The sequence below is a fragment of the Neorhizobium alkalisoli genome, assembly GCF_007829835.1.
In the GTDB taxonomy this organism is placed as follows: Bacteria; Pseudomonadota; Alphaproteobacteria; order Rhizobiales; family Rhizobiaceae; genus Neorhizobium.
The window spans coordinates 1,086,425-1,110,481 of sequence record NZ_VIWP01000001.1 but is presented as its reverse complement, the minus strand read 5'-3'; the positions used below and the strand labels follow the sequence as shown (position 1 = coordinate 1,110,481).

The following is a 24,057-nucleotide window of genomic DNA, read 5'->3' as shown; positions in this document are numbered from 1 at the left end:
CCCTATGACCGATATCGTCAAGCTGCAGGCCGAAATGACCGAATGGCGCAGGCATCTGCATGCCAATCCCGAATTCGGTTTCGAGGAAAAGGCGACCTCTGCCTTCGTTGCGGCAAAACTGCGCGAGTTTGGCCTGGATGATGTTGTCGAAGGCGTCGGCGGCACCGGCGTGGTGGGCACGTTGAGACGCGGCACCGGCAACCGGGCGGTCGCGTTGCGCGCCGATATGGATGCGCTTTGGATCACCGAACAGGGCAACCCGACCTACAGGTCGCGGAACGACGGCGTGATGCATGCCTGTGGCCATGACGGGCATACGGCAATGCTACTCGGCGCCGCCAAGCTGCTTGCCGAAGAAGGCGGTTTCAATGGCACCGTGCGGTTCATCTTCCAGCCGGCCGAGGAATGGGGCAAGGGGGCGCTTGCCATGATGGCGGACGGCCTGTTCGAACGATTTCCCTTCGATGAAGTCTACGGCATTCACAATATGCCGGGTATTCCGGTCGGGCAGTTCGAAACCAAGGCGGGCGCCTTCATGTCCGCCGAGGACAATTTCGAGATCACGCTAAAGGGTATCGGCGGCCATGCAGCTCGCCCACATTGGGGCAATGAGGTGCTGGTCGCCGCATGCGTACTGGTCACCAATCTGCAGACCATCGTCTCGCGACGCATCGACCCCGCCGATATCGGCGTCGTTTCCGTTACCGAGCTCATCACCGATGGCACCCGCAACGCCCTGCCCGGCACCGCCCGTATTCTGGGTGACGCCCGAAGCTTCCGCAGCGAGATCAGCGAGCGCATCGAAAAGCAGATGCGGATCATCGCCGAGGGTACGGCGCTTGCCTACAATGTGGAGGCCGATGTGCATTATACCCGGGAATTCGTGCCGCTGCTGAACGACCCCACCCTCGCAGATGAAGCCATGGCTGTCGCAACGGAACTTCTGGGTGAAGAAAATGTGCGGGTTGCGACGAAGCCCATGACCGGATCGGAAGATTTCGCGCAATTCTTGAGCCGGGTCCCCGGATGTTTCGTGTTCCTCGGCAACGGCAAGGAATCCGCACCGCTTCACAACCCGAATTACGATTTCAACGACGAGGGCCTTGTCCACGGCATGCGCTTCCACGCAGAAATGGTGCGCCGCCGACTCCGTGCGATTTGAGATCTTTTAATGAACTCGCCGCGGTGGCGGACATCACGGCCATAAAGCCCAAGCTCGCTTGGCATTAAACGCTTATTACCACGAACTTCGCGAGCTGATCGGCAACGATCAGCTGATTATGGGCGGAGAAGACCTTCACAGCAGATGGCCGAGACCAAACACCAGAAGGTAGATTCCCGAAACCAGCGTCACCATATCCATCATCGTTCTGAAATGATGATCACCCAGTCGCGCAACCAGCGGGCGGATCAGAAACGTCCCAGCCATCAGGGCGCCTCCGATAACAACACCGCGCAGCATGTTTTCAATCGTTATCGCCCCGAATTCCCGAAAGCTCACGATCTTGGCGGCCTGAACGAGAAGCGATGCCGTGGCTTCCGTGGCAATGAAAGCACCTCGCATCAGGCCGAAAGCCAGAAATGCCGGCACGCTGAGCGGGCCCGTCGATAAAAAGATCCCGGTCAGGAAGCCGACCAGCGCGCCGGTCAGTGCCAGATGCCTCAAGCCGGCCGCCGGCACCTTGGCCGTGGCGAGGCGGCGGATCGGCACGAGGGCGATGATGAACAATCCGAGCATGGTTTCCGGCCATCCTGCCGGAAGATGAACAAGCGTATAGGCGCCGAGCGCTGCCGCAGGCATGCCGGGCAGCGCATAGGCAAGAACTGCTTTCCAGGCGATCGATCGCCACCAGGCCAGCGCGCGTGAAAAATTCGCCATGAAACCGGCAACGGCCATGATCGGGATCGCCTCGACCGCACCGAACATCGGCACCAGAACAGGCAGCAAAAGCAGGCTTGCTCCAGTGCCGACAAGACCACTGAGCGCGCCGGCGCCGATTGCCACGCCCATGAGCAGGAGCCATTGATCCAAGACGATGCCCTCTCGCGCCGACGTTTAGCCCGGAAAGGTCGCGTTCAGGTCGGCAATGGCCTCACAGGTCAGACGCGACAAAGGGCGATCTCCGACGAGGAAAAACAGCTTCGCGGTTTCCTCCAGTTCCTCATAGGCGTGAACGGCCTTCTGAAGCGAACTGCCGGAAACGATCGGGCCATGATTGGCGAGCAGCATCGCCTTGTGTTCGCCGGCCAGTCCGCGCACGGCCTCGGCAAGCTTGCGATCACCGGGACGATAATAGGGCACCAGCGGCAACCGGCCGATCCGCATGATCTGATAGGCCGTCAGCGGCGGCAGGACGTCGAAACTGTCCGCATGGCAAAGGCAGGAGACAGCCACTGCATGTGTGGAGTGGAGGTGCACGATCGCCTTTGCCGCCGGTCGCTCCTCGTAGACGGCGAGATGAAAAAACGCCTCCTTGGAGGGCGGGTCACCGGCGATATGCGTGCCGTCAATGGAGACCTTCGATATCTGTTCCGCGGTGAGGAAACCGAGCGACGAATTGGTCGGCGTCACCAGGATCGTGCCGTCATCCAGTCTCACCGACAGATTGCCGGCGCTGCCATGGGCAAGGCCGCGCCCATAAAGCAGCGCGCCATATTTTACGATATCCGCGCGAAGCTCGTCTTCGTTCAATGCTCCGCTCCATTCTGCAGCATTTTCAAAGCCTTTTCGAAAAAGTCCGGCGCGCCGAAATTGCCGGATTTGAGCGCCAATGCAATACGACCATCTGCCTCCGCCAGGATCGGGACACCGGGATCGATCTCCGGCCCTATGGTGAGGGCCTCAAGGTCGAGAGCCTGGGCCACGGCACCGGAGGTCTCCCCGCCGGCAACCACCAAACGCCGGATCCCCTTTGCAAGCAGGGCGCGCGCGACGTCGGCAAATAATCCATCCAGCCTGTGAGCCAGCTTTTCACGCCCGTAACGCGTCTGCAGCAGCTCGACTTCGGCTGGATCATCGGACGAATAAACCAACGGCGCCTGTCCCGCATGCCGTTCGACAAATTCCACAATTTCCTGCGCTCCAAAGCTGCCGGCCATGATCGCATCGATATCGAGGGCGAGGACCGGGTGATTCTGAGCATGGGTGGAGATCTGTCGCCGGGTCGCAGACGAGCAGCTGCCGGCGAGGATTGCAGCGGGCCCTTCGACACCGGTGAAAGGCGTGAGACTTCCTTTCGCGCGACCGCTGCGAATGAAGTTCGACGGCAGCCCAATGGCAATGCCGGAACCGCCCGTCAGAAGTGGCGCAGCGGCTGCGGCCGTTCCCAGCGTTACAAGGTCCTCATCGACCGAGGCATCGCAGATAACCAGGGTCTGGGCGTCTGCTGCAGCTTCATCCAGAGCCTTGCGGACCGAGGCAGCGCCTGAGCGCACGGTCGAAGTTGCGACAAGTCCGACCGGCGTTTTTGTCTGCAGGCCCAGCCAGCGGCGTATGTTGGCGTCGGTCATCGGCGTCAGGGGATGATGCCGCATGCTGGATTCACTCAGCAACTGGTCATGGACGAACAGATATCCCTGATGCACCGTCCGGCCGACTGTCGGAAAGGCCGGGCATGCGATGACACCCTTGGCGCCGAGCGCCTGGGCAAGCGCTTCTCCGACCGGCCCGATATTGCCTTCCGGGGTCGAGTCGAATGTCGAGCAGTATTTGAAGACAAATTGCTCGCAGCCCTGCGCGCGCAGCCATTCGAGCGCCGCCAGCGATTGGGCGACAGCCTCTTCGACCGGAGCCGAACGTGTCTTCAGCGAAATAACGCCAGCCTCGACAGACGCCGCTGCCGGCGATTTCGGGATGCCGAGATATTGCGTTACCGCGAGACCGCCCTCTCCGGGCAAGCCTTTGGCAAGCGTATTGGCAATGTCGCTCGCCCCTGTAAAATCGTCTGCAATAACACCCAGCAGCATGAACTTACCGCTCCTTGCTTTCAATCAACTGTTTCATCCGCAAAACGGCACTTTCGGGTGCCGCCAGCACCGGAACATCGATAGCTGCCTGCACCAGATCGGCCGCGCGTGCGGTCGAAAAATGAGCGAGCATGATGGCGTCGTAACCTGCAAACCGGGACGCTTGCGCGGCAACCAGCCTGTTATGGGTTTCCGCATCACCCTGTCTCAGCCGTTCTATCGCCTCCTCGACAATGACGACGTCGAGGGTCGCGGCAGATCCTGTTTCCACGACGAAAGCATCGAATTCGTCTCGCATCGTCGTGACGGCAGGTGCGAAGGTTGCGAGCATGCCGATCCGGTTGCCCCGTGCGATCGCGGCGCGGAACATCGCCTCATTGGGTTTGAGAACCGGCACCGGCAATTCGGCTGCCAGCCGATCCAGCGGCGGGCCGAATGCCGAGCACGTGGCAAGGATACCGCCTGCGCCAATGCTGTAAGCATAGTGGCCGAAGGCCACGAAGCGCTCTGCCAGAGCATCCGAAAGCTCGTCCTGTCCGGCACGGTCGATGCTGAGGCTGTCATCCAGCAGATTGATCGTTTCCGCCTCCGGCCAGATCCTGGCAAAGGCCTCCTTGACCGGTGCCATGGCCACCGGCGTGGCATGCAGGAGAATAATGCGATCGGGCTTGCTCATGGTCTCTCTCAATGCGTTTGAACCGATCGGGGCCGATAGACTCTGCCCCGATCGGAAGCCGGTGTTTCACCGGTAAAGCGGCACCACGCCCATCACGACGGCGGTCGCGATGAAGATGAAGAAGATGCCAAGGCACCATTTGAAGCAGGCGCGCTGCCATTCGCCCATATCGAGACCCGTCATGCTGAGCAGCAGGTAGATGAAGGCGGTGAGCGGGCTCAGCATATGGAAGGCCTGTCCGAGCAGAGACGCGAAGCCGACTTCGAACGGGGTGAAGCCATAGACCTTGCCGGCTTCGACCAGAACCGGCAGCACGCCGTAGAAGAAGGCGTCGTTCGACAGGAAGAAACCACCCGGCGCCGAGATCAGCACCACGATCAGACCCCAGAAACCACCGAGCTGCGGCGGAATGACATTGACCATGCTGCTGGCCAGAGCATCGGACATGCCCGAATTGGTGAACAGCCCCATGAACACGCCGGCGCCGATGACCATGATGACCGTCGCCAGAACCTCGCCGGAATTGGCGTAGATCCGCTCCTTCTGCTCCTGCAGCGTCTTGTAGTTGATCACCAGAGCCAGAACGGTGCCGACCAGGAAGATGAAGACCGGATCGAAAATGCCGGCAATCAGCAAGACAAGCGACGCGATCGTCAGCACCGCGTTGATCGGCGCCAGATGCGGGCGTTTCAGCGCATCGTCGGGGCCTGCGGTAGACGCGAAGATCTCTTCGATATCAGCATCGCTCAGATGCTGGACGCCGAGACGCCGACGCTCCGAAAGGCCCAGGAAATAAGCGCCAACCGTCACGAAAAGGCTTGCGAGGATCATGCCGGGCAGAAGCGCATTCAAGAGCGCCTGGACATCGATACCGTCGATGACGGCGATAACGCGCGCGGTCGGCCCGCTCCATGGCAGAAGGTTCAGAATGGTGTTTTGCAGGATGAGGAGCACCGCCAGGTGCATCATCTTCAGGTTCAGACGCTTGTAGACAGGGATGAACGCAGTGCAGCAGATCAGCGTCGTCGTGGTGCCATCACCACTCATGGAGACGACGGTGGACAGAATGCTCGTGCCGACCAGCACTTTCAGCGGATCGCCTTTCGACAGCTGCACGACCTTTTTCGTCAACGGATCGAAGACGCCGACATTGAGCATCAGCGAGAAGAACATGATTGCGAAGAACAGCAGGAAAGCCGTGCCCGATGTCTTCGTCAGCCCCTGTTTGACCCAGGTGCCAAGAACGGTCACCTGATCCCAGATCGTCACATCCCCGACCGGGATATCGAGCGTCTTTGCTGCCGGTGCCTGATACAATCCCAGCAGTGCCCCCACCACAGCCATCAGGACCGGGATCAGCACGATCGCGGTAAACGGATGCATTTTCTTGGTCAAGATCAGTGCCATAAACAGGATGACCGTGGACCACGCAATTATCGTCAGTAACATGCCTCTCTCCCAAAGCATTGTGCAGTCTGTTGTTTTGCTCCCCCGTCCTGGCCGTCATGCCAGGAAAGTCTCGTCCTGCAGACGTCTCAATCGCCACAATGTCGAACCGACCGGCTCCTCAACCATGTCGTAAGTAATCGTGGTGCCTGCGGGAATATCGATCGACGCCCTGTTGCCCGTCAGCAGATGTGCACAGGCGAAATTGCCCGAAGCGACGGGTTGGGCAGGTATGATACGTGCCGTCGTCTGCGGGCTATGATCGTTGCCGAAAACCTCGCCCGCCTTGATGTCGTGTGCCGCCACCTTCACCAGATCGTAGCGCGGCCTGTAATCATCTGAGCCGGTGTTGAGCCCGAGCAGGCCGGCAACCAGGATCGAACTCGACGTCTCCACGCCGCACAGGTGATAGGGGCGATAGATAACCGCCGCGGTATCATCGTAATTGGCGATCTGGCCCTTCGTCGTCAGAACGTGGTTCGAATAGGCATTGTCGCAGCGAACGACGAGGAAGACGCCGCCGCCGAGGCCTCCCTCGGTCGGGGTACGGAAGCAGGTTGCCAGATCGATGACGCCGCTGGTTTCGAAAATGCCGCCGTTCTCGGTCTCACAATAGGCAACGGGGATCTCGGTGATCCGCAGTGGCGCATGCACCAGGGTATCGACCGCCGGCGCAAGGCCGGTATAGTTGGCAGCGACCGTCGTTTCGCAAAGATCGTAGGATCCGGGCTGCGGAAGTCCGGCGAGGATTTCGCGCCGCCGGGCGACATATTCTGCCGCCTGGCCCTTCGGGATCATACCGAGATATTTGCGGTCTTCCGGCGCAATCGTGACGGTTTCGACATAAGGCGCGTGGATCTTCTTGTCGGTCTTGATCGTCACCGTGCCTTGGGCTTCATCGTAGATGAATTCGCCATCGGTCGCCTTGCCGCCGCTTAGTACCGTCAGGCCGATCGATTTCGCCCATTCGTAGAACTGGATCAGCAGTCCGTGCTGGTCTCCGTCTACCGGGGTATAAACGACGCCCGCCTCATCGGCCTTTTTCTTGAGAATAGGGCCGATGGTGACATCGCAATCCTTGGTGATCATCGCGACATGCTTGCCGTTTTCGATCGCCTTCAAGGCATAGTCGGCGCTGGCCTCCGGTATGCCCGTCGCCTCGCAGACGATATCGACCGCTGCAATCTCCGCAATCAGTTCGCAACGGTCGGTATAGACGCGCTTGCCGCCTTCGATCTGCTGCTGCGCCTCCCCGGCCGTGCTGCAATAGACCACCGTCGACTGGTCGATACCGGCCTTTTCATAAGCACCCCTTGCCGCCTCGACCGAAATGTCGGCCACCGCCACCACCGTCATCATCGGCGTATGCGGATCCTGCGTCACGATCGCCGTGCCGTAATTGCCGGCTCCGATCACGCCGACGCGGACGCAATCCTTCTTCGCAAATTTCTTATAGAGATGATGATAAATCACACTTCGACTCCGCTGCTTGCAAAGCTTCGCCGCCACGGCCGCATCCCTGCGTTTCCGCGCGAAAATCAACGACGCTGCCTTGTCTCCTCCGCGCAGCCCGGCATCGGCCAGTTGCGCAATCTCCATCCACGCCGCCTTGCCGGGCGACTTCATCGATCTGTCATAGGGGAGCTTGACCGGGCTGTAAAATTGCGATCTTTCATGGCTAGCCATTCCCAAATGGAATGGCATTTCCGCGTTTCGGGAGGAGGCGATGGACACACGCAGCTGGAAGGTCGTCGCGGAATTGCGCCGCACGACAAACATCACCCATGCAGCAGACCGCCTTGCGATGACGCAGCCGGCCCTGTCGAAACGTTTGCAGCTCATCGAGCGCGAACTGGGCACGCGTCTGGTAGAGCGCACGTCGAAAGGCATCACTTTCACGCCACAGGGTGAGTATGTGGCACAGGAGGCGGAGAAGGCGCTCGCCCACCTGGCTGAAATGCGGCGGACGCTCCTGACGTTTCAGGACCACCGCACGGGCACGATCAGGCTCGGAATGACCAATTCCTTCGTCCGTTATACGCTGCCGTCGCATCTGCGCGCCTACAAGGCCGAACATCCGAACGTCGATTTCAACGTCTCGACCGGTGTCAGCTCGGAAATAGCCGACAGACTGGAGCACGGCGATATCCAGGTCGGCTTCATCTGCGGTGACATTTCGGGAAATTTCAGCCGTCTGAAGATCGGAACGGAACAGGCCTGCCTCGTCAATTCCGAAAGCCTGCGGCTCGAAGACCTGCCGAATAGGCCGCAGATCTCGTATTTGAGTGATCCGTTCGCCACCAGGATGCTGGACGAATGGTGGTCCGGCCATTTCGACCGACCGCCCAAGATCGGCATGCGGGCAAACCACGGCGATACCTGCCTGGAGATGATCGCCAACGGGCTTGGCTACGGCATTTTCCTGTCGCCGAAATTCCTCGACGAAAACCGGCCACTGTTTCGCATGCCGCTGTTTCACAACGACGGGCGGCCGCTCTCGCGCTCGCTCTGGATGATCTGGAAAGAAAAACAAGCCGAGCCGTCGCTGGTTCAACGGTTTTTGGGATTTTTCAGCGATCGGTTTGCGAATGCAGTCGAGCCGACGACGAGCGGTGACTTTTCCTCTGAAGGCTCATGATCGAACGCGAAAGTCCGACCCACGCCCCAAACCCTACGAGGCCTTTCCCGCCTGCGATAAAATAGGCTTTGATGCCATCGATTATTCGAGGTCGGCGTCTATGCGCCTGATCAGGCCATCGGGATCGATCGTGATCTTGAGCATGCCGATCTCGTGTCCAAAATAGCCTGTGAAATCCAACCGCACATCCGAACTGAAGCCGTCCAGCAGCTCGATGGACAACAGTCTGCTTCTGGTGTTGTAGCCGACGAAAAATCGCTCAAGATATTGGCGGACGCCGTCAGTGCCGACGAAGGCATCTCCGACCGAAACGTCGTCGATGACGGCGTCGGTTGCAAAAAGGGACAGTGCCCTATCGACGTCGAAGGCGTTGGCGGTCGCGATGAAGGCTTCAACGAGCTTTTGCATTTTTCTGGTTTCCTCAGACATCTATGATCGATGTAGCGGCGACGGTTTGCGCAAAACCGCTTCCAAATAGGGTTGCAGGTGGTTGGAGGCCGGGGTGAAATTCGCCGGCAAGACCGATATCGATCAGGGCAGCGTCGTCGAGACCGAAGACGCGGAAATCCGCACCGAGCTTCGCGGACGGTCTGTCCTTCCCATCATGGTCATGTGCGTGGATGATCCCAAGCGGGGCAAGCGCCGCTTCGCAGAAGGCGATCGATATCGCTGGCGGAAATGAAGACATGGTCGAACATCCTGCCCTCCTTTGATCAGATGATGTAGCCGCCCGCGACTTCGATGTTCTGGGCATTTATCCAGCGGTTCCCGTTGGATAGAAGGCTGGCGACGGCGCCACCGATGTCTTCCGGCTCGCCGATGCGGCCGAGCGCGGTCTGGCGTGCAAGCAAAGCCTCGAACTCGTCGTTCAGGCCGCCGCCGAGTTCGGTGCGGATCGCGCCGGGCGCGATCGAGTTTGCCCGGATGCCCCGCTCGCCGAACTCCTTGGCCATGTAGCGGGTCAGGACTTCGAGCCCACCCTTGAAGGCAGCGTAGGGAGCAACGCCGACGGTCGCCACGCGCGTGGTCGCACTGGTGATGTTGACGATCTGTCCGCCGTCGGCAATCAGCGGCAGCAGGATCTGGGTCAGGAAAAACGGACCCTTGAGATGGACATTGAACAGCCCGTCGAACTCATCTTCCGTCACGGTGGCGATCGGGTTGAACAGGCCATATCCGGCATTGTTGACGAGATAGTCGAAATCGCTCCGGCCGAAGTCGGACTGAAGTTTCGAGGCAACGGCGTCACAAAACGCCGGAAACGCATTGATGTCGCCGACGTCGAGCTTCAGGGCCACGGCCTTGCCGCCGCCTTCGACAATCGTCTTCACGACGTCATCCGCCTTATCGGGGTTGCTGTTGTAGGTCAGAATGACGCCCATGCCGCTGCGGGCGCATTCGACGGCTATGCTGGCTCCAAGACCGCGGCTTCCCCCGGTGATGATGACGATCTTCATGGCAATTTCCCTGGCCGTTTCGTGTGGCCTGAAGTTAGGTGCCGACCGTCTCGCCTGCTCACCCATTTCTCTCCGAAGCTTGCCTATTTCTGCTTCTCGCTTGCGACAGCGTTGTGGGTCTGTCACGGTCGCCTGCATGGAAAAGCAACTTCAGGAATTGCGCGAACTGGCCTCATCGGCCGAAAATCGCCGGACGGAAACAGGAATCCCCCGCGTCGTCATGGTTCAGGGAGAGATACCGGAACATCGTCTCGCGACCGTCTATGAACCGATGATCAACCTGATCCTGACCGGCTCGAAGACAATGACGGTCGGCGAACGGACCTTTGCCTACGACCCGGCCACCTATTTCGTGATGTCGGTCGATCTGCCGGCTGTCGGTGCCGTGAAGCCGGCAGCGACCGGGGAGCCATATCTTGCCGTCAGCCTGACGCTACACCCTCCAACGGTCGCAGCCCTGATCAGCGACCTGCCAGCACAGATCTCAGGCAAGCTGTTCGGCTCGGGCTTTTCGGTCGCGCCGGTCAATGACGAATTCCTCGACGCCTGGGTGCGGATGCTGCGGCTGATGAAGCGGCCCGACGAGATCGCGGTACTGGCACCTGCCTACGAGCGGGAAATCCTGTTTCGTGTGCTGCAGGGACCGCTTGGCTGGATGCTGCGGGATATCGCGACGCCGGACGCGGCGCTTTCGCGGATCAGCGTTGCGATTCAATGGATCCGTCAGAACTTTGCCACGCCGCTGAGGGTCGAGGCACTGGCCGAGATGGCCGCCTTGAGCGTTTCGGCTTTCCACCGCCACTTCAAGGCCGTGACCGCGCTCAGCCCGATCCAGTACCAGAAGCAGGTGCGACTGTTGCATGCCCGGACACTGCTTATGGCCGGCGAGGGAAATGCGACCTCCGTAGCCTTTCACGTCGGTTATGAAAGCCCCAACCAATTCAGCCGGGAATATGCGCGGCAGTTCGGCCTGCCACCCTCCAAGGATGTCGCGCAGCTGCGCCGAGAGGCTGTCTTTTCGCCGTGACGGAACCACTATACCCGCCGGAGCGGCAACCGAACGGGAGATCGGTCCTCGAATGCTAAAGATTGGTCGCACAAAAGAGGCGCAGCTCCGGCCGCCTCACAGTCGAAAAACCTGATTCCAGGATGCCGAGCTTCGACAGGATATACCGCATCGACCATCGCGCCTGTCGTTCCGGATCCTGGTCGAGAACGAAATCAAGCAGGCCTTCGTGCATCAACCTGTCATGCGCGTCGTTACGCTCGTGCCCGATCCAGATCGGGCGGTTTTGCATCTTTCTGAGGATGGGCGCCATTTCCTCAGCGGAATCGCCCGTTTCATAGATCGCATCCAGTGCAGGTGTCTTTGCCAGCATTTTGGAGAGCAACCGCCCGGAGGCACCGGGCATTTCGTTGGTGATCAGGATCTCGAAGCTGGATCCCGGGTTCAATTCCGAGACAAATCCATCGATCCTGTCCCGGTGCGACTGCAGGGTCGAATTTGCCTGCAGGACCCCAACCCTGCAGGCCTGCCCCCGCATTGCGAAATTGATCAGCGATGCAGCTGTCCGGCCGGATGCAATATTGTCCACCCCGCTATAGGCCTGGGCGGCAAGGCCCGGAAGCATGGTCGAGACAAGCACGAGTATCTCGCCCTGCCGCATCACCTCTGGCAGGCTGCGGGCAATCTCGTCATCGATCTCGGCCGCCACGATCAGGGCGCTTCGCTTCATCCTCGAGGCCGTGATCGCGCGGATCATTGCCGGCGGGTCGTTTTCCGGAATGAAAGTCCTGTGAAGCGTGATCCCGCGCGGCAGAAGCTTTCCGGCCTCCTTCAGGCCGCCCGAAAGTTTTGCCCAATAGGGCGTCGGATTGGTCGGCAGAATGGCTTCGATGCGCAGGTTTCCATAATGGCGGCTCGGCAGGACCCGGCGCAGGCGCAGCTCGGCCGCCGCCTCCAGAACCTTCATGCGGGTCTCCGGCGACACACTGCCACGCTCGTTGAGAACGCGTTCCACGGTCGTGACGCTCACGCCCGCCCGATCCGCAACCTCACGAAAGCCAGGGGCCTTGACCGGATTTTTCACGAACTCTCCTTGTCATTACCGAGGCCCGCAACACGCGCCCGACGTCCATGCAACGCTCAAGAAATTGCTAAATGTCAACATTTTCGATGACGTGATTCCGTCCAGCGCGATTGCGGCGGCGACTTGTCGCAGCTGACTGCCGGGACTTATAGAAAGGTCTTCCTCCCAAGGGAAACTCTACCGCGTTGCAGACCCGAATGCATGTCCTGGCTCCCCGCCGGGATCGCGTCCTTGCGCGTGGTTTTGACCGATCGGCTGATTGCAGGGCGGGGCCAAAATCCCGTGCTCAGATACCCGGAGTGAGTTCATATGCGCGAATGGGCTTTCAAGCTTGCCTGGCACAGCAACGCGATCGGTCGAAGACGATGCGCCACGGCCGCACGGCCTTGCTGTCGGAATGTCTTCTGACACTCCACTTGTTCAATCGGAATATTCAAAATGACCAACATTTTAACATGGGCACTTCGTGTCCTGGGGGCGCTTGTCGCCTTGCTGGGACTGGGCCTTGCCGCTGGCGGCATCAAGCTGATCTCGCTTGGCGGCTCGTGGTTCTATCTTCTCGCCGGGATCGCCATGATCGCGATCGGTTACTGCGTCATTCGCCGCCGCTCGGCCGCCTTGTGGACTGCGCTCGGTCTGCTGGCCGTCAGCCTGCTCTGGGCGCTGTGGGAAGTCGGGATCGATTTCTGGCAGCTCGTGCCGCGCACCGTCACCTTCCTCGTCATTGCGCTGGGCACCGCGATCATTGCACCGGTCCTGCTGCGCAAGTCGGGCAGACCCGCTTTGCCGGGTAAATACGCGGCCGGCCTGTCGGTTGTCCTTGCGGCGGCCTTTGTCGCCACATTGGGCGGCATGTTCCGCCCGCATCCGACCATTGTTGCCACCAGCAGCGAAGCCGCCCCGGTCGTCAATGCCGATGCCGGCAAGGATAGCGGCAATGACTGGCCTGCCTATGGCCGCAATACCGAAGGCAATCGGTTTGCTCAGTTCGACCAGATCAACAAGTCCAACGTGAAGGACCTGCAGGTCGCGTGGACCTACCGCACCGGCGATCTGGCCGTCGACGGCAAGGAATATCAGACGACGCCACTCAAGATCGACGACACGGTCTATCTGTGCACGCCATCGAATATCGTCATCGCGCTCGAAGCTACGACCGGCAAGGAGCGCTGGAAATTCGATCCGCATGCGAAGATTTCCGAAAGCACCAAGGGCTGGCGGCGTTGCCGCGGCGTCGGTTATGCCGATCTCACAGCGATTGCGGCACCTGCAACGGACAATGCCGGCTCGAACGGCGCAGCCGCGCCGGTCGCGCTGCCCGAAGTTTGCCGCAAGCGTATCCTCACCTCCACGACCGATGCCCGCCTGCTCGCGATCGACGCCGAAACCGGCAAGCTTTGCGAAGATTTTGGCGTCAATGGCGCCGTCGACCTCAGCGTCGGCCTGACGCCGGATCCGGTTGGCGGCCAGCAGGGTTCGTACAACGTCACCTCTGCGCCCCTCGTCGCCGATGGTGTCGTCATGGTCGGTGGCCGACTGAACGACAATCTCACCGTCGGAGAACCTTCCGGCGTCGTGCGCGGCTTCGATGTCCGCACCGGCCAGATCCTCTGGGCCTGGGACGCCGCCCGCGGCGCAAAGGACAGCACGCCACTTCCTCCGGGCCAGACCTATGCGCCGGAGACCCCGAATTTCTGGGGCACGGCCGCCTATGATCCGAAGCTCGGCCTTGCCTATTTCCCGACAGGCAACCAGACCCCGGACTTCTGGACCGGCAATCGTCATGAGTATTCGGACGAATACAATGATGCGATTGTCGCCGTCGACATGAAGACCGGCAAAGAAGCCTGGCACTTCCGCACCGCCAATATCGACCAGTTCGACTATGACGTCTCGTCGCAGCCGATCCTCTACGACCTGAAAAAGTCGGATGGGTCGACCGTTCCGGTCATCATCCAGCTGACCAAGCGCGGCGAGATCTTCGTTCTCGATCGCCGCAACGGACAGCCGGTCGTGCCGGTCGAGCAGCGCAAGGTCTCGACCAAGTCGATGGAGGGGATGCAGGTCGCCGAAACACAGCCCTTCTCGGCGATTTCCGTCGGCACCACGCCGTTCAAGGAATCCGACATGTGGGGCGGCACGATCTTCGATCAGCTCTATTGCCGTATCGAATTCAAGGAAATGCGCTGGGAAGGGCACTTCACGCCTCTTTCCGACAAGCAGCGCACGCTGATCTATCCGGGTTATTACGGCGGCTTCAACTGGGGCGGCGGCGCGATCGATGCTTCCACCGGCACGCTGATCGTCAACGATATCCGCATGGCGCAGTGGGGCCGTTTCATCAAGCAGGAAGAAGCCAAGCGCATCGGCCTGAAGCCTTCGACCGAAGGCGAATATTCCGAACAGCTCGGCACGCCATGGGGTGTTGAACGCTCGATGTTCGTCTCGCCGCTCGGCATTCCCTGCTTCAAGCCGCCCTTCGGATCGATGACGGCGATCGATCTTGCCAGCGGCAAGACCAAGTGGCAGGTCCCTATGGGCTCGATCCAGGATGCGCCGGTTCACGGCATCGTCCCGGGCGTGCTCATCCCGCTCGGCATGCCGACCATGGGTGGACCGCTCGTAACCAAGGGTGGCCTGACCTTCTTCCACGGCACGCTCGATTACTACACCCGCGCCCTCGACAGCGATACGGGCGAGGAATTGTGGCGCGGTCGCCTTCCGGTCGGCGGTCAGGGCGCTCCGATGAGCTATGTCGGCAAGGACGGCAAGCAGTATGTGGTCGTCGTGGCCGGCGGTGCTACCCGCACCGGCACCAATGACAACCGCGGTGACTATGTCATCGCCTATGCCCTGCCGAAATAACGGCACGACACGCTAAATCGAGCCGGCTCCGTTATCGGCGCCGGCTCGATCCTGATATTGCACTCGAAACATCGAGCGAAGGACTTCTGCGACAACGCCCGTCGCCACCGGCCTCAAAGGGCTGCGGTTCACCAGCATAAGTCGATAGGAGATGAGGTCCTTGACGGCAATCATGGATATGCCGCCACGCTGCATCACGCGAGCAGCGCTGAGCGGCAGCACGGCAACGCAGAGACCACGCGAAACGAGTTCAAGCTGCGCCGACATGGTCGCCGCTTCCGCCACGATATCGAGCTTCGCACCACATGCGGCGGCAAGTTTTTCGAGATGCAAGCGGCGAGCATTGGGCAAGGGCGTCAGGACAACCGGTTTCGCAAACAGCTCGGGAAGCGATATCTCTTTTGCTTGAAGGGCGCCGGTATCGCGCGACAGCATGTAATCCTGCTCTTTGAGAAGGCGTTCGAAATGACAGGTATAGCGGACGGGACCCGGAGCAACGCTGACAACGGCGAGATCGAGATCACCCTCCTCGACCTGGATTGCCGCGTCCGCGGCGCCTTCCCGGCATATGATCTGGATATTCGGGTGGCCGGCCTTCACGGTCTGGACAATCCTGCCAAGAAGCGTATCCGCCAAAGCTGACGGCAGGCCGATACGCACTTCGCCGGCCGCTTCCGAAACCTGAAGTTGGATAACGAGTTCGCCCAGTCGATCGACGCGTGCCAGTATCTCACGCGCTTCCTCCAGGAGCGTCTGTCCTGCCGGCAGAAGCGTTACGCCCGCCTTCGACCGGATGACGAGCTGCACACCGAGATCGATTTCCAGCGAGCGTATCTGGCGCGTCAAGGCTGGTTGCGCGACCTTCAGCACGTCCGCTACCCGGCGAAATCCGCCGGCCTCGACAAGTCCGACGAAGTAACGAAGTTTCCGCAAGTCCATGTGATACCAGGCCTCCGCATGATGCCGAAACGGCATCACCTGCGATCTCAAAGGTATTATCGCAACCGTTTCGCACGGTCTAGTATCTGGCTTTCCCCTACGCCTGCTGCGTCCGCCAATTGCAGCAAGCCCGCTTAAGCAGGAGCATCGATCGTTGACAGAGGTTTTGGAAAACAGGCTGCGCGCCATCGAGGACAAGCTCGCAATCTACGAACTCATCGCATCGCACCCGCCGAGTGCCGATACGGGGCATGCGGCCTATACCCTGTCGGTTTATGACGAAGACGGCGTATTCGATCGCGGCCCGACGCTGGATGGCGCAAAAGGCGCCCGGAACATCGCCGCCTTTATTCAGCGGCCGGAACATGACGAGGCGATCCGCGGCGGTCTGGCGCATTTCGCAGGCCTCCCGCTCGTCGATCTGCGCGGCGATCAGGCGATCGCGACATCCTATCTGATGATCATCCATCTCGATCATCAGGGGCTGCCGCGTGAGCTGCCGAACCATGGCGTCTCGACCGGCTACCGGATCCATCGCACCGTGGTCAATCGCTGGGAGCTGGAGCGACGCGATGACCGCTGGATCGTCAAAAAGCGCACGCTTCTGCCGGTTGACGGATCAGCCATCCACCAGAATCTCCTGCGCAAGGCCCTGGACGAAAAGTATTCCTTCTGATCCGATTTTTTCGGGCGAGATGACGGCGCGCATTGCCGTTTCAACGGCGCACCTGATCGGCATCGATCGGAACGATGAGAAACCGGTGGCTCGGATATTTCGTTGCGAATGCCGGTTTCATCCACAACGGCGGATTCCGCTTGGCGCCGACGCCGCCCGACGTGCCGCCGGCAATGACGTCACCAGCTTCGAGACGCGTGAGCTCGAACAATATTCGATGCTATGAAATATGCAGTGCCAGCGGGAGCCCTCCCAGGTATCAATGCCATGAATAAAACATGACATTTTTTGTCGTCTTTACTCTTGATTTCGATTGCGAGACGATGATAGCTGCGTTTCATGGATAGCGCAGAACATCCGGAAATTCTCGATACTTATATGGGCGTTCGTGCGCGTTTGACGCGCGTCATCTATCGCCGGGTTCATTGCTCGGCGACGACGGCGGACCTGCTTCAGGATACGTTTCTGCGGTTCTGGGAAAGACCCGGCCTGCTGCGGGACGTTGCCGATCTTGCCGGATATTTCATGATCACCGGCCGCAATCTTGCCCTGGATCATGAGCGCCGCAAAAAGATCGCTCCCTTTGTCGATGGCATCGATGGGCTGGAATCCATCTCGGATCCGACTCCGTCGGCGGAAGCCGCCACGATAAGCCGCCAGGAGCTTCGTCGTGTGCAGGCAGCACTCGACCATATGCCGCCACGGGCTCGCGAGGTTTTCATGCTTTCGCGGATCGACGGTCTCACCTATGTGGAGATCGGAGAACGTCTCGGTATTTCGCCCAAGACGGTTTTCGGCCATATGGTCGTTGCACTCGGGCGTCTGCGCGCGGAAATGGCGGCGTAGGCCAAAATTTCGAGGCGGCACCTGTTCCGGGTCATGAGGCAGCGGATGCATGATACCTCCCATAACGAACACTGTCCCGCCGACACGGTCGTTTCGCGGCAGGCGGAAGAATGGTTCGCGTTGTTGCTCGACGACGGCGCCACCGCCAATGATCGCGCGGAATTCAGGGCCTGGCTCCAGCGCAGTCCCGAACATGTCGCGGCCTATTCCGAACTCGAGCGTTTGTGGCTTGGCGCTGCCGCCCTGCCGGAAGTTCTGCCAAACCCGTCTCTGACGCGCCGGAAGGTCCTCAAATCGGGCGGTGCCCTGATAGTCCTTACCGCAGCCGGATTGGGCTCGGCCATCTACCTAAGGTCCACGGCCGCGGATTACCGCACCGGAGTTGGCGAGACTGCGCGCTTCACATTGCCGGACGGGTCGATCGTCGAACTGTCGACGGCAACGGCAATCTCGCTCGATTTCACCACGAACCAACGCCGGGTTGTTCTACAAGAGGGCGAAGCTTTCTTCATTGTCGCCCCTGACGCCAGCCGCCCATTCGTCGTCGCTTGCAAGCAGCTCCGCAGCACGGCGCTCGGAACCCAGTTTTCGGTCGGGATGCATGAGAATGGCATCGTCGTCGCCGTCACGGAACATACGGTAAGGGTCTCCTCGCCCACCGAGGAGCAGGACGTCCAGGAAGGCCAGTCCGTTCTTTTCGCCAACGACCGGCTATCGGTCCCGGCACGGATGGATGTCGATACCCAGCTTTCCTGGCGCGATGGAAAGCTTGTCTTCATTTCCACCCCGTTCGAAGACATCGTGGCGACGCTTTCAAGATGGCGGCGGGGCAAGATGATCGTCATGGACAAGACCCTGGCGCGCCGACCCGTCAGCATCATTGTCGACGTGCGGCGGGCCGGCAGGATATTGGAAAACCTGGAGGACGGCCTGCCCATCCGCATTGCGAGCTATTCGCCCTGGCTGACCCTGATCTACCCGCAATAAAAAAATCGAAAATCGACCGAGGTTTTTTATGGGTGCCCGCGTCCCCTTGTTGAGACGCCCGAGAATGCTCGGGCAGTAATGCGTCTGCAGGGGGCCAATCCAGTGGTGAAGAACAATCAAATCGGCGGTGATCGCCTTCGCGTGTTTCGAAGGATGCTGCTGGCAGCGTGCGTTGGGTTTGCGCCGCTTGCGGTATCGACCGAAGTCGTCGCCCAGGGCGCCAAAAGTTACGTCTTTGCGATTTCGGAACAATCCGTGTCGGCCGCGCTGGTGCGTTATTCATCGGTGACAGGCATCGATGTCGCGTTTGACGGTCCTCTTCCGCCCAATCTTCGTACCGCCGGTTTCACCGGTAATCTGACCGCCGAGAACGCGTTGACGCGGCTTCTGGCCGGCACCGGCCTTACCTATCGCTTTACGACTGCAACCACGGTCCTGCTGATCAACCCGCAGGCTGCGTCCGCCGCCGGCTCTGCGGATGCCGGCACGTCCCTGCAGCCTATCATTCTGCAGGGCGAGCATGCACGGGGACCGGTCGAGGGATTTATCGCCACGCAGAGCGCGACCGGCACCAAGACGGACAGCTCGCTCAAGAACACGCCCCAGGCCATCAATGTCGTCACCAAGGACCAGATGGCGGCTCAGGGATCGGCCACGCTCACCCAGGCATTCCGTTATACGCCGGGCGTCATCAGCCAATATGGCGACGATTCCCGTTATGACTGGTTCACGATCCGCGGCTTCCGCCCGAGCCGCTACCTCGATGGCCTGCGACTGCCGTTCGGTTCACGCGGTTACGCCCAGCCACGCGTAGAACCTTTTGGCCTCGAACGAGCCGAAGTCCTCAAGGGCCCGGCATCGGTTCTCTATGGCCAGGGCGATCCCGGCGGCCTGATCAACATGGTCTCGAAGCGCCCGAGCGCCACGGCTCAAAACGAAGTCGAAACGCAGTTCGGAACGGACCATCGTATCCAGACCGCATTCGATTTGAACGGCGCGATCGGCGATGATGACAGCCTGCTTTATCGCATCGTCGGCCTCGGCCGCCTGACCGATACCCAATATGACTATGTGCGCGAGAAGAAGGCCTATATTGCGCCATCACTCACCTTCAAGCCGCATGAAGGCACGTCGCTGACGCTTTATGGCAGCTACCAGCATATCGACTCCCCCGGAGGCGGCGGAGCGCCGGCCCTTCCCGCAAACGGCACGCTTTATACCGGCATCTATCCGGAATTGCCGCGCAGCGCATTTCCCGGCGAGCCGGGCTACGACCATTACAGGAGCGACCAGGCATCTGTTGGCTACGAGTTCCAGCATGATCTCGACGACACATGGACCGTCCGGCAGAACCTTCGTTATTCCTATATCGACACCGATACCCAGCGCGTTCAGCCCTATTGCCCGGCCGCCTGCGATCCGAAGGCCTTCTATCGTTATGCCTGGGCCTTCCCGGAAAGTGCCCGTGCCGTCACTATCGACAATCAGGCAATCGGGCATTTCCAGACCGGAGATTTCGCCCATACCGCCCTGTTCGGTCTGGATTATTCCTACGAGAGCAGCCGCTACGAGGAATCCGCCCTGTCCCCGATCTTCACGCCGTTCAACGGGCTGGATCCGGTTTACGGCGCAACGCCAATCAGCCGGCCGCCGATTGCAACGCGGATCGATCAGGAGCGCAGCCAGGTCGGGCTTTACGCCCAGGACCAGATGGAATGGAACAATTTCGTCTTCTCGCTTGGCGGCCGCTACGACTGGGCTGACACGGATACCAGGACCCGGACAAGCGCCGCGGATAACAAGGTCGACCAGAGGGATGGCAAGTTCACCTGGCGGGCCGGCCTCGTCTATAATTTCGACAACGGCTTCTCGCCCTATGCCGGCTACTCGACCTCGTTCAATCCGGCCAGCGGCACGGACCGTGCCGGTAACACCTTCGACCCGACCACCGGTGAACAGTTCGAAGTCGGCGTCAAATACCAGCCCGATGGCAGCAACAGCTTCATCACCCTTTCCGCCTATCACCTGACGCAGGACAATGTCCTGTCGCCCGATCCGGAAAACACCAGCTTCAGCGTCCAGACGGGCCAGGTCCGCATGCGAGGCGTTGAGCTGGAAGGCAAGGCAGAACTCACCGACGCTCTCTCCATTCTCGCATCCTATGCCTATACGGACAGCGAGATCACCAAGGCCAATGCAAATGCCGCCGGTGTCAGCAATCAGGGCAACCGGTTCGCCTTCGTTCCGCGCCAGCAGGCATCGCTTTGGCTCGATTATGCCGTCCAGTCGTCGGATGCCTGGGATGGTTTGAGCTTTGGTGCAGGCGCCCGCTATACCGGCCAGACCTTTGGCGACAATGCCAACCAGTTCGACATTCCGTCCTATACGGTCTTCGACGCGGCGGTCCGGTACGATTTCGGCAAGGCCAATCCGAAGCTCGAAGGCCTGAAGGCATCGCTCAACTTCAGCAACCTGTTTGACCGCAAATATGTATCGACCTGCATCGCGGCCACGGGCTGCTACTGGGGCGAAGGTCGCAGCGTCTACGCGACCCTGAAATACAGCTGGTAAGGCCGTGCCTCGTCCTGCCGAACCGAACCGCGACCATGGACTGACGCGACGGCAATTTGCCGTCGCGTTGGCGTCTGTTTTCGTAGCGGCTGAAGCCGCCGCCTCACCTGAGGCATCGAGGATCGCGGTTCTCGATTGGGGATGGGCGGAAACCCTGCTTGCGCTGAGACTTCAGCCGATGGCCGTCGCCGAAGCGCCTCTTTACGGTGACCGGGTGGTCGTCCCGGCCCTGTCGCAGGAGACGATCGACCTCGGCCTGAGGTCCTGGCCGAATATGGAATTGCTGAGATCGTTGAAGCCGGATCTGATCCTGTCGCAGGTGGGATATGGTGTCTCGCAGGCGCGGCTCAACGAGATTGCCCCGACCCTTGCGCTGCCGCTCTACAGTGCCGAGCGCAAACCTCTGGCCGCAGCCGAGAGAGCGCTTCGGGAAATCGCAGCCAAAACCGGCCGGGAACAGGTTGCCACGGAGTATCTACAGCAATCCGACGCCCGGCTTGAGACGATTGCCGCCGAAGCCAAAAAATACGACGGGCGGCCACTGCTGATCATCAAGTTCACCGACGACAGGCTGGTCGACATCTATGGCGCCGGAGGCCTGTTCGACGACGTCCTGAAACGCCTCGGCATCCCGAATGCCTGGAACGGCGCGACCAACAATTGGGGATTTGCGACAGCAGGCCTGGATGCGATCGCCCGTTATCCGGAGGCCCGGATCATCATCATCGAACCCGGTCCGCCCGGCACATTCCTGCAGAGCGCGCTCTGGAAGTCCCTGCCGGCGGTGCGCAATGGCCATGTCGCCATGATCCCGCCGACCTGGGTTTTTGGCGCGTTTCCTTCGGCCATGCGCTTTGCCGAAGTCATCCGACAGGGTCTCGGCCTCGCATGATCTCACGGCTGATAACCCCTACCCGCCTTTGCGTCATCATGGCGCTGGCGGCCTTCGGTCTCTATGCGGTCGCCATCTCCGGCTATGTTCCGATCGCAGATCTGTCGGCCACGCTTCTGCATCCGGACCCGGCCTCGTTCGGGCAGATCTATGTCCATTACTCGCTTTTGCCGCGGATCATCGTCGCCATCCTCGCCGGCGCAGCTCTCACCTTCGCGGGCACCATTTTCCAGCAGCTACTGAAAAATCCACTCGCGGAGCCATCGACGCTCGGCATCCTTTCCGGCGCGCAGCTGGCGATCACGCTTTTGTCGCTCTCAGTCGTCACGATATCGGCCTTCCAGCGGGACATCGCAGCGCTCATCGGCGGTCTTGTGGCGGTGGCGATCGTCTCTGGCCTTGCGCGCAAGACCGACTTTTCTCCGATGACGCTGCTGCTCTGCGGCATGGTCATCAGTTTTTCGGCGGGTTCGGCCTCGGTTATCCTGGCGCTTTTCCACCATGAATATCTGCGCGGCGTCTTCATTTGGGGCAGTGGATCGTTGATCCAGAACGATTACTCGAACGCCATTGCACTGGCGATACGCCTGATCATCTTCGTGCCCGTCCTGCTGCTTTTCCAGCGTCCGCTGGCGATCGCCGGCCTGGATGACGCAAACGCCCGCAGCCTTGGCCTGTCGCTGCCCAGCATGCGCGCACTGGTTCTGTTCATCGCAACGATCCTGGCGGCCTTTGTGGTAGCAAGGGTCGGCGTGATCGCCTTTGTCGGCCTTGCCGCAAGCCACATTGCCCGCATGGCAGGCGCCCGGACGCTGAACGAGCGTTTGTTCTGGGGAGCGCTGATCGGCGCCTTCCTGCTGCTGGTCGCCGACAGCATTGTTCTCGTCAGCGCACCGATCATCGGTGAAGTGCCGACCGGCACGATCACCGCGATCGCCGGTGCCCTGTTGATGCTCGCACTGCTCAGAAGCGCCTCGCCATCGATCGACCAACTCACGCCGATCGCGGAACACACGTCCCCACGCCCGACATCCGGCCGAGCCCTCGTTTTCGTCTGCGGCGCGATCCTGGTCTTCGCCGCAATCTTCTCGCTGACCGAGCAGTTGTTCACCCATGGCATCGATCCGTGGGGAATCCTTTCCGGCCGCTGGCCGCGTGTCCTGACCTCAGCCAGTGCCGGCGCCATGCTTGCCATGGCCGGCGCCATCACACAGGCGATCACCCGCAATCCGATGGCCAGCCCCGAGGGGCTCGGTGTCAGCGGAGGCGCGGGACTTGGCATCATCGCCGCATTCTTCTTCGGCGGCATGGGCTCTCCCCTCATGCCGATTGCCGGGGGCATAATCGGCGCAATCCTGTCCTTCTCTCTCGTGCTGGCGGTCGCCAGACGAAGAAGTTATGCACCGGGGCCGGTTCTGTTGGGCGGCATCGCGGTCGGGGCGCTTGCAACCGCCATCATCTCCCTCATTGTCGCGAGCGGTGACCCGCGGGCCAGCTATATTCTGGCATGGACGATGGGGCCGACATTCCGGGCCACGGGCATCGTCGCGCTGATTGCAACGGCGCTTGCCCTGATCGGCTTAGCTTTATCCCCCCTGTTTCGGCGCTGGGTGGAGGTGCTGCCCCTCGGCGATCATACGGCGCGCGCGCTCGGCATCAATCCGGGGCGCTCGCGCGTCGTGTTGCTGCTGTTTGTCGCCACCCTGACCGGTATCGCGACACTGGTTGTCGGCCCCTTGAGCTTCGTCGGCATGATGGCACCACACATCGCGCGAGTAGCCGGCGTGCGGGGACAGACACGCATGCTTTTCGCCGCCAGCGCCATCGGCGCTGCATTGATGATCACCGCCGACTGGCTCGGACGGGCCGCGGACTTTCCATACGAGATACCTGCGGGCGTCATCGCGGCATTCATCGGCGGACCGTATTTCCTTTGGGTAATCCGCTCAAACGGCAAGACCACGTCGCGGCCATAGGAGCGAGAGGCGGATCCCATGAATGACATATC

General features: G+C 60.6%; 21 protein-coding genes and 1 pseudogene. 11 read left to right on the top strand and 11 right to left on the bottom strand.

Features of this window, described 5'->3' with window-relative positions; translation table 11 throughout:
* The first annotated feature begins 4 nt into the window (after positions 1-4).
* Positions 5-1,162, top strand: coding sequence for a M20 aminoacylase family protein (locus FHW37_RS04910; RefSeq protein WP_145633250.1), 1,158 nt, complete (start codon positions 5-7; stop codon positions 1,160-1,162).
* Between the two features lie 135 nt (positions 1,163-1,297).
* Here FHW37_RS04910 and FHW37_RS04905 read toward each other — a convergent pair whose 3' ends face one another.
* The 6 genes from FHW37_RS04905 to FHW37_RS04880 form a co-directional block, all read right to left on the bottom strand.
* Positions 1,298-2,032, bottom strand: a complete 735-nt coding sequence (locus FHW37_RS04905; protein WP_186458143.1) for a sulfite exporter TauE/SafE family protein — start codon at positions 2,030-2,032, stop codon at positions 1,298-1,300.
* Between the two features lie 24 nt (positions 2,033-2,056).
* Positions 2,057-2,692 (bottom strand): 3-oxo-tetronate 4-phosphate decarboxylase, encoded by a 636-nt coding sequence (otnC, locus tag FHW37_RS04900; RefSeq protein ID WP_145633248.1) that lies wholly within the window; start codon positions 2,690-2,692, stop codon positions 2,057-2,059.
* Positions 2,689-3,966 carry a 3-oxo-tetronate kinase gene (gene otnK, locus FHW37_RS04895; protein ID WP_145633246.1) on the bottom strand — a complete coding sequence of 426 codons (1,278 nt, stop codon included), beginning with the start codon at positions 3,964-3,966 and terminating at the stop codon, positions 2,689-2,691. The genes otnC and otnK overlap by 4 nt, the downstream gene beginning before the upstream one ends.
* 4 nt (positions 3,967-3,970) lie before the next feature.
* Positions 3,971-4,642 carry an aspartate/glutamate racemase family protein gene (locus tag FHW37_RS04890; protein WP_145633245.1) on the bottom strand — a complete coding sequence of 224 codons (672 nt, stop codon included), beginning with the start codon at positions 4,640-4,642 and terminating at the stop codon, positions 3,971-3,973.
* A gap of 66 nt (positions 4,643-4,708) precedes the next feature.
* Positions 4,709-6,091: a CitMHS family transporter gene (locus FHW37_RS04885; RefSeq protein WP_145633243.1), complete on the bottom strand. Its 1,383-nt coding sequence runs from the start codon at positions 6,089-6,091 to the stop codon at positions 4,709-4,711.
* Between the two features lie 54 nt (positions 6,092-6,145).
* Positions 6,146-7,561 (bottom strand): NAD(P)H-dependent oxidoreductase, encoded by a 1,416-nt coding sequence (locus FHW37_RS04880; RefSeq protein ID WP_210249264.1) that lies wholly within the window; start codon positions 7,559-7,561, stop codon positions 6,146-6,148.
* A 253-nt stretch (positions 7,562-7,814) separates the two neighbouring features.
* Here FHW37_RS04880 and FHW37_RS04875 point away from each other — a divergent pair, with 253 nt between their 5' ends.
* On the top strand, positions 7,815-8,726 hold the full coding sequence (locus tag FHW37_RS04875) for a LysR family transcriptional regulator (RefSeq protein WP_145633241.1): 912 nt from the start codon (positions 7,815-7,817) through the stop codon (positions 8,724-8,726).
* Positions 8,727-8,807: 81 nt separating this feature from the next.
* On the opposite strand, the gene FHW37_RS04870 is transcribed toward FHW37_RS04875, so the two are convergent.
* Positions 8,808-9,134, bottom strand: coding sequence for a nuclear transport factor 2 family protein (locus FHW37_RS04870; RefSeq protein WP_145633239.1), 327 nt, complete (start codon positions 9,132-9,134; stop codon positions 8,808-8,810).
* Positions 9,135-9,228: 94 nt separating this feature from the next.
* Between FHW37_RS04870 and FHW37_RS33450 the strand changes: the two genes are divergently transcribed.
* Positions 9,229-9,408: a hypothetical protein gene (locus FHW37_RS33450; protein ID WP_186458142.1), complete on the top strand. Its 180-nt coding sequence runs from the start codon at positions 9,229-9,231 to the stop codon at positions 9,406-9,408.
* A 31-nt stretch (positions 9,409-9,439) separates the two neighbouring features.
* On the opposite strand, the gene FHW37_RS04860 is transcribed toward FHW37_RS33450, so the two are convergent.
* Positions 9,440-10,183, bottom strand: coding sequence for an SDR family NAD(P)-dependent oxidoreductase (locus FHW37_RS04860; protein WP_145633236.1), 744 nt, complete (start codon positions 10,181-10,183; stop codon positions 9,440-9,442).
* A gap of 136 nt (positions 10,184-10,319) precedes the next feature.
* On the opposite strand from FHW37_RS04860, the gene FHW37_RS04855 reads away from it, so the two are divergent.
* Positions 10,320-11,210 (top strand): AraC family transcriptional regulator, encoded by an 891-nt coding sequence (locus FHW37_RS04855; RefSeq protein ID WP_145633233.1) that lies wholly within the window; start codon positions 10,320-10,322, stop codon positions 11,208-11,210.
* Positions 11,211-11,265: 55 nt separating this feature from the next.
* Here FHW37_RS04855 and FHW37_RS04850 read toward each other — a convergent pair whose 3' ends face one another.
* Positions 11,266-12,273, bottom strand: a complete 1,008-nt coding sequence (locus tag FHW37_RS04850; RefSeq protein WP_145633231.1) for a LacI family DNA-binding transcriptional regulator — start codon at positions 12,271-12,273, stop codon at positions 11,266-11,268.
* Positions 12,274-12,711: 438 nt separating this feature from the next.
* Here FHW37_RS04850 and FHW37_RS04845 point away from each other — a divergent pair, with 438 nt between their 5' ends.
* On the top strand, positions 12,712-15,138 hold the full coding sequence (locus tag FHW37_RS04845) for a membrane-bound PQQ-dependent dehydrogenase, glucose/quinate/shikimate family (RefSeq protein WP_145633228.1): 2,427 nt from the start codon (positions 12,712-12,714) through the stop codon (positions 15,136-15,138).
* A 12-nt stretch (positions 15,139-15,150) separates the two neighbouring features.
* On the opposite strand, the gene FHW37_RS04840 is transcribed toward FHW37_RS04845, so the two are convergent.
* Entirely contained in the window at positions 15,151-16,077 is a 927-nt protein-coding gene (locus tag FHW37_RS04840) for a LysR family transcriptional regulator (protein ID WP_186458141.1), read from the bottom strand.
* A 154-nt stretch (positions 16,078-16,231) separates the two neighbouring features.
* Here FHW37_RS04840 and FHW37_RS04835 point away from each other — a divergent pair, with 154 nt between their 5' ends.
* Entirely contained in the window at positions 16,232-16,753 is a 522-nt protein-coding gene (locus tag FHW37_RS04835; RefSeq protein WP_145633223.1) for a nuclear transport factor 2 family protein, read from the top strand.
* 112 nt (positions 16,754-16,865) lie between these two features.
* Here the strand turns inward: FHW37_RS04835 and FHW37_RS04830 are convergent.
* Positions 16,866-16,972 (bottom strand): annotated as a pseudogene (locus tag FHW37_RS04830) (fumarylacetoacetate hydrolase family protein); the annotation flags it as partial.
* 120 nt (positions 16,973-17,092) lie between these two features.
* Here FHW37_RS04830 and FHW37_RS04825 point away from each other — a divergent pair.
* The 5 genes from FHW37_RS04825 (at position 17,093) to fhuB (ending at position 24,025) form a co-directional block, all read left to right on the top strand.
* Positions 17,093-17,599, top strand: a complete 507-nt coding sequence (locus FHW37_RS04825) for an RNA polymerase sigma factor (RefSeq protein ID WP_145633220.1) — start codon at positions 17,093-17,095, stop codon at positions 17,597-17,599.
* Between the two features lie 45 nt (positions 17,600-17,644).
* Positions 17,645-18,586, top strand: coding sequence for a FecR family protein (locus tag FHW37_RS04820; protein ID WP_145633217.1), 942 nt, complete (start codon positions 17,645-17,647; stop codon positions 18,584-18,586).
* A 105-nt stretch (positions 18,587-18,691) separates the two neighbouring features.
* A complete protein-coding gene (locus tag FHW37_RS04815; RefSeq protein WP_246690669.1) occupies positions 18,692-21,157 on the top strand; it encodes a TonB-dependent siderophore receptor in 2,466 nt (821 codons plus the stop codon).
* A 4-nt stretch (positions 21,158-21,161) separates the two neighbouring features.
* On the top strand, positions 21,162-22,049 hold the full coding sequence (locus FHW37_RS04810; RefSeq protein ID WP_246690668.1) for an ABC transporter substrate-binding protein: 888 nt from the start codon (positions 21,162-21,164) through the stop codon (positions 22,047-22,049).
* Positions 22,046-24,025 carry a Fe(3+)-hydroxamate ABC transporter permease FhuB gene (fhuB, locus tag FHW37_RS04805; RefSeq protein WP_145633214.1) on the top strand — a complete coding sequence of 660 codons (1,980 nt, stop codon included), beginning with the start codon at positions 22,046-22,048 and terminating at the stop codon, positions 24,023-24,025. Before FHW37_RS04810 ends, fhuB begins: the two co-directional genes overlap by 4 nt.
* Positions 24,026-24,057: the final 32 nt, after the last annotated feature.

What these genes read in the sequence shown, in the direction of transcription:
- FHW37_RS04910 (WP_145633250.1), top strand. Translation starts at nt 5, where the DNA reads ATGACCGATATCGTCAAGCTGCAGGCCGAAATGACCGAATGGCGCAGG.
- otnK (WP_145633246.1), bottom strand. Translation starts at nt 3,966, where the DNA reads ATGCTGCTGGGTGTTATTGCAGACGATTTTACAGGGGCGAGCGACATT.
- FHW37_RS04890 (WP_145633245.1), bottom strand. Translation starts at nt 4,642, where the DNA reads ATGAGCAAGCCCGATCGCATTATTCTCCTGCATGCCACGCCGGTGGCC.
- FHW37_RS04885 (WP_145633243.1), bottom strand. Translation starts at nt 6,091, where the DNA reads ATGTTACTGACGATAATTGCGTGGTCCACGGTCATCCTGTTTATGGCA.
- FHW37_RS04875 (WP_145633241.1), top strand. Translation starts at nt 7,815, where the DNA reads ATGGACACACGCAGCTGGAAGGTCGTCGCGGAATTGCGCCGCACGACA.
- FHW37_RS04870 (WP_145633239.1), bottom strand. Translation starts at nt 9,134, where the DNA reads ATGCAAAAGCTCGTTGAAGCCTTCATCGCGACCGCCAACGCCTTCGAC.
- FHW37_RS04860 (WP_145633236.1), bottom strand. Translation starts at nt 10,183, where the DNA reads ATGAAGATCGTCATCATCACCGGGGGAAGCCGCGGTCTTGGAGCCAGC.
- FHW37_RS04855 (WP_145633233.1), top strand. Translation starts at nt 10,320, where the DNA reads ATGGAAAAGCAACTTCAGGAATTGCGCGAACTGGCCTCATCGGCCGAA.
- FHW37_RS04845 (WP_145633228.1), top strand. Translation starts at nt 12,712, where the DNA reads ATGACCAACATTTTAACATGGGCACTTCGTGTCCTGGGGGCGCTTGTC.
- FHW37_RS04840 (WP_186458141.1), bottom strand. Translation starts at nt 16,077, where the DNA reads ATGGACTTGCGGAAACTTCGTTACTTCGTCGGACTTGTCGAGGCCGGC.
- FHW37_RS04825 (WP_145633220.1), top strand. Translation starts at nt 17,093, where the DNA reads ATGGATAGCGCAGAACATCCGGAAATTCTCGATACTTATATGGGCGTT.
- FHW37_RS04820 (WP_145633217.1), top strand. Translation starts at nt 17,645, where the DNA reads ATGCATGATACCTCCCATAACGAACACTGTCCCGCCGACACGGTCGTT.
- fhuB (WP_145633214.1), top strand. Translation starts at nt 22,046, where the DNA reads ATGATCTCACGGCTGATAACCCCTACCCGCCTTTGCGTCATCATGGCG.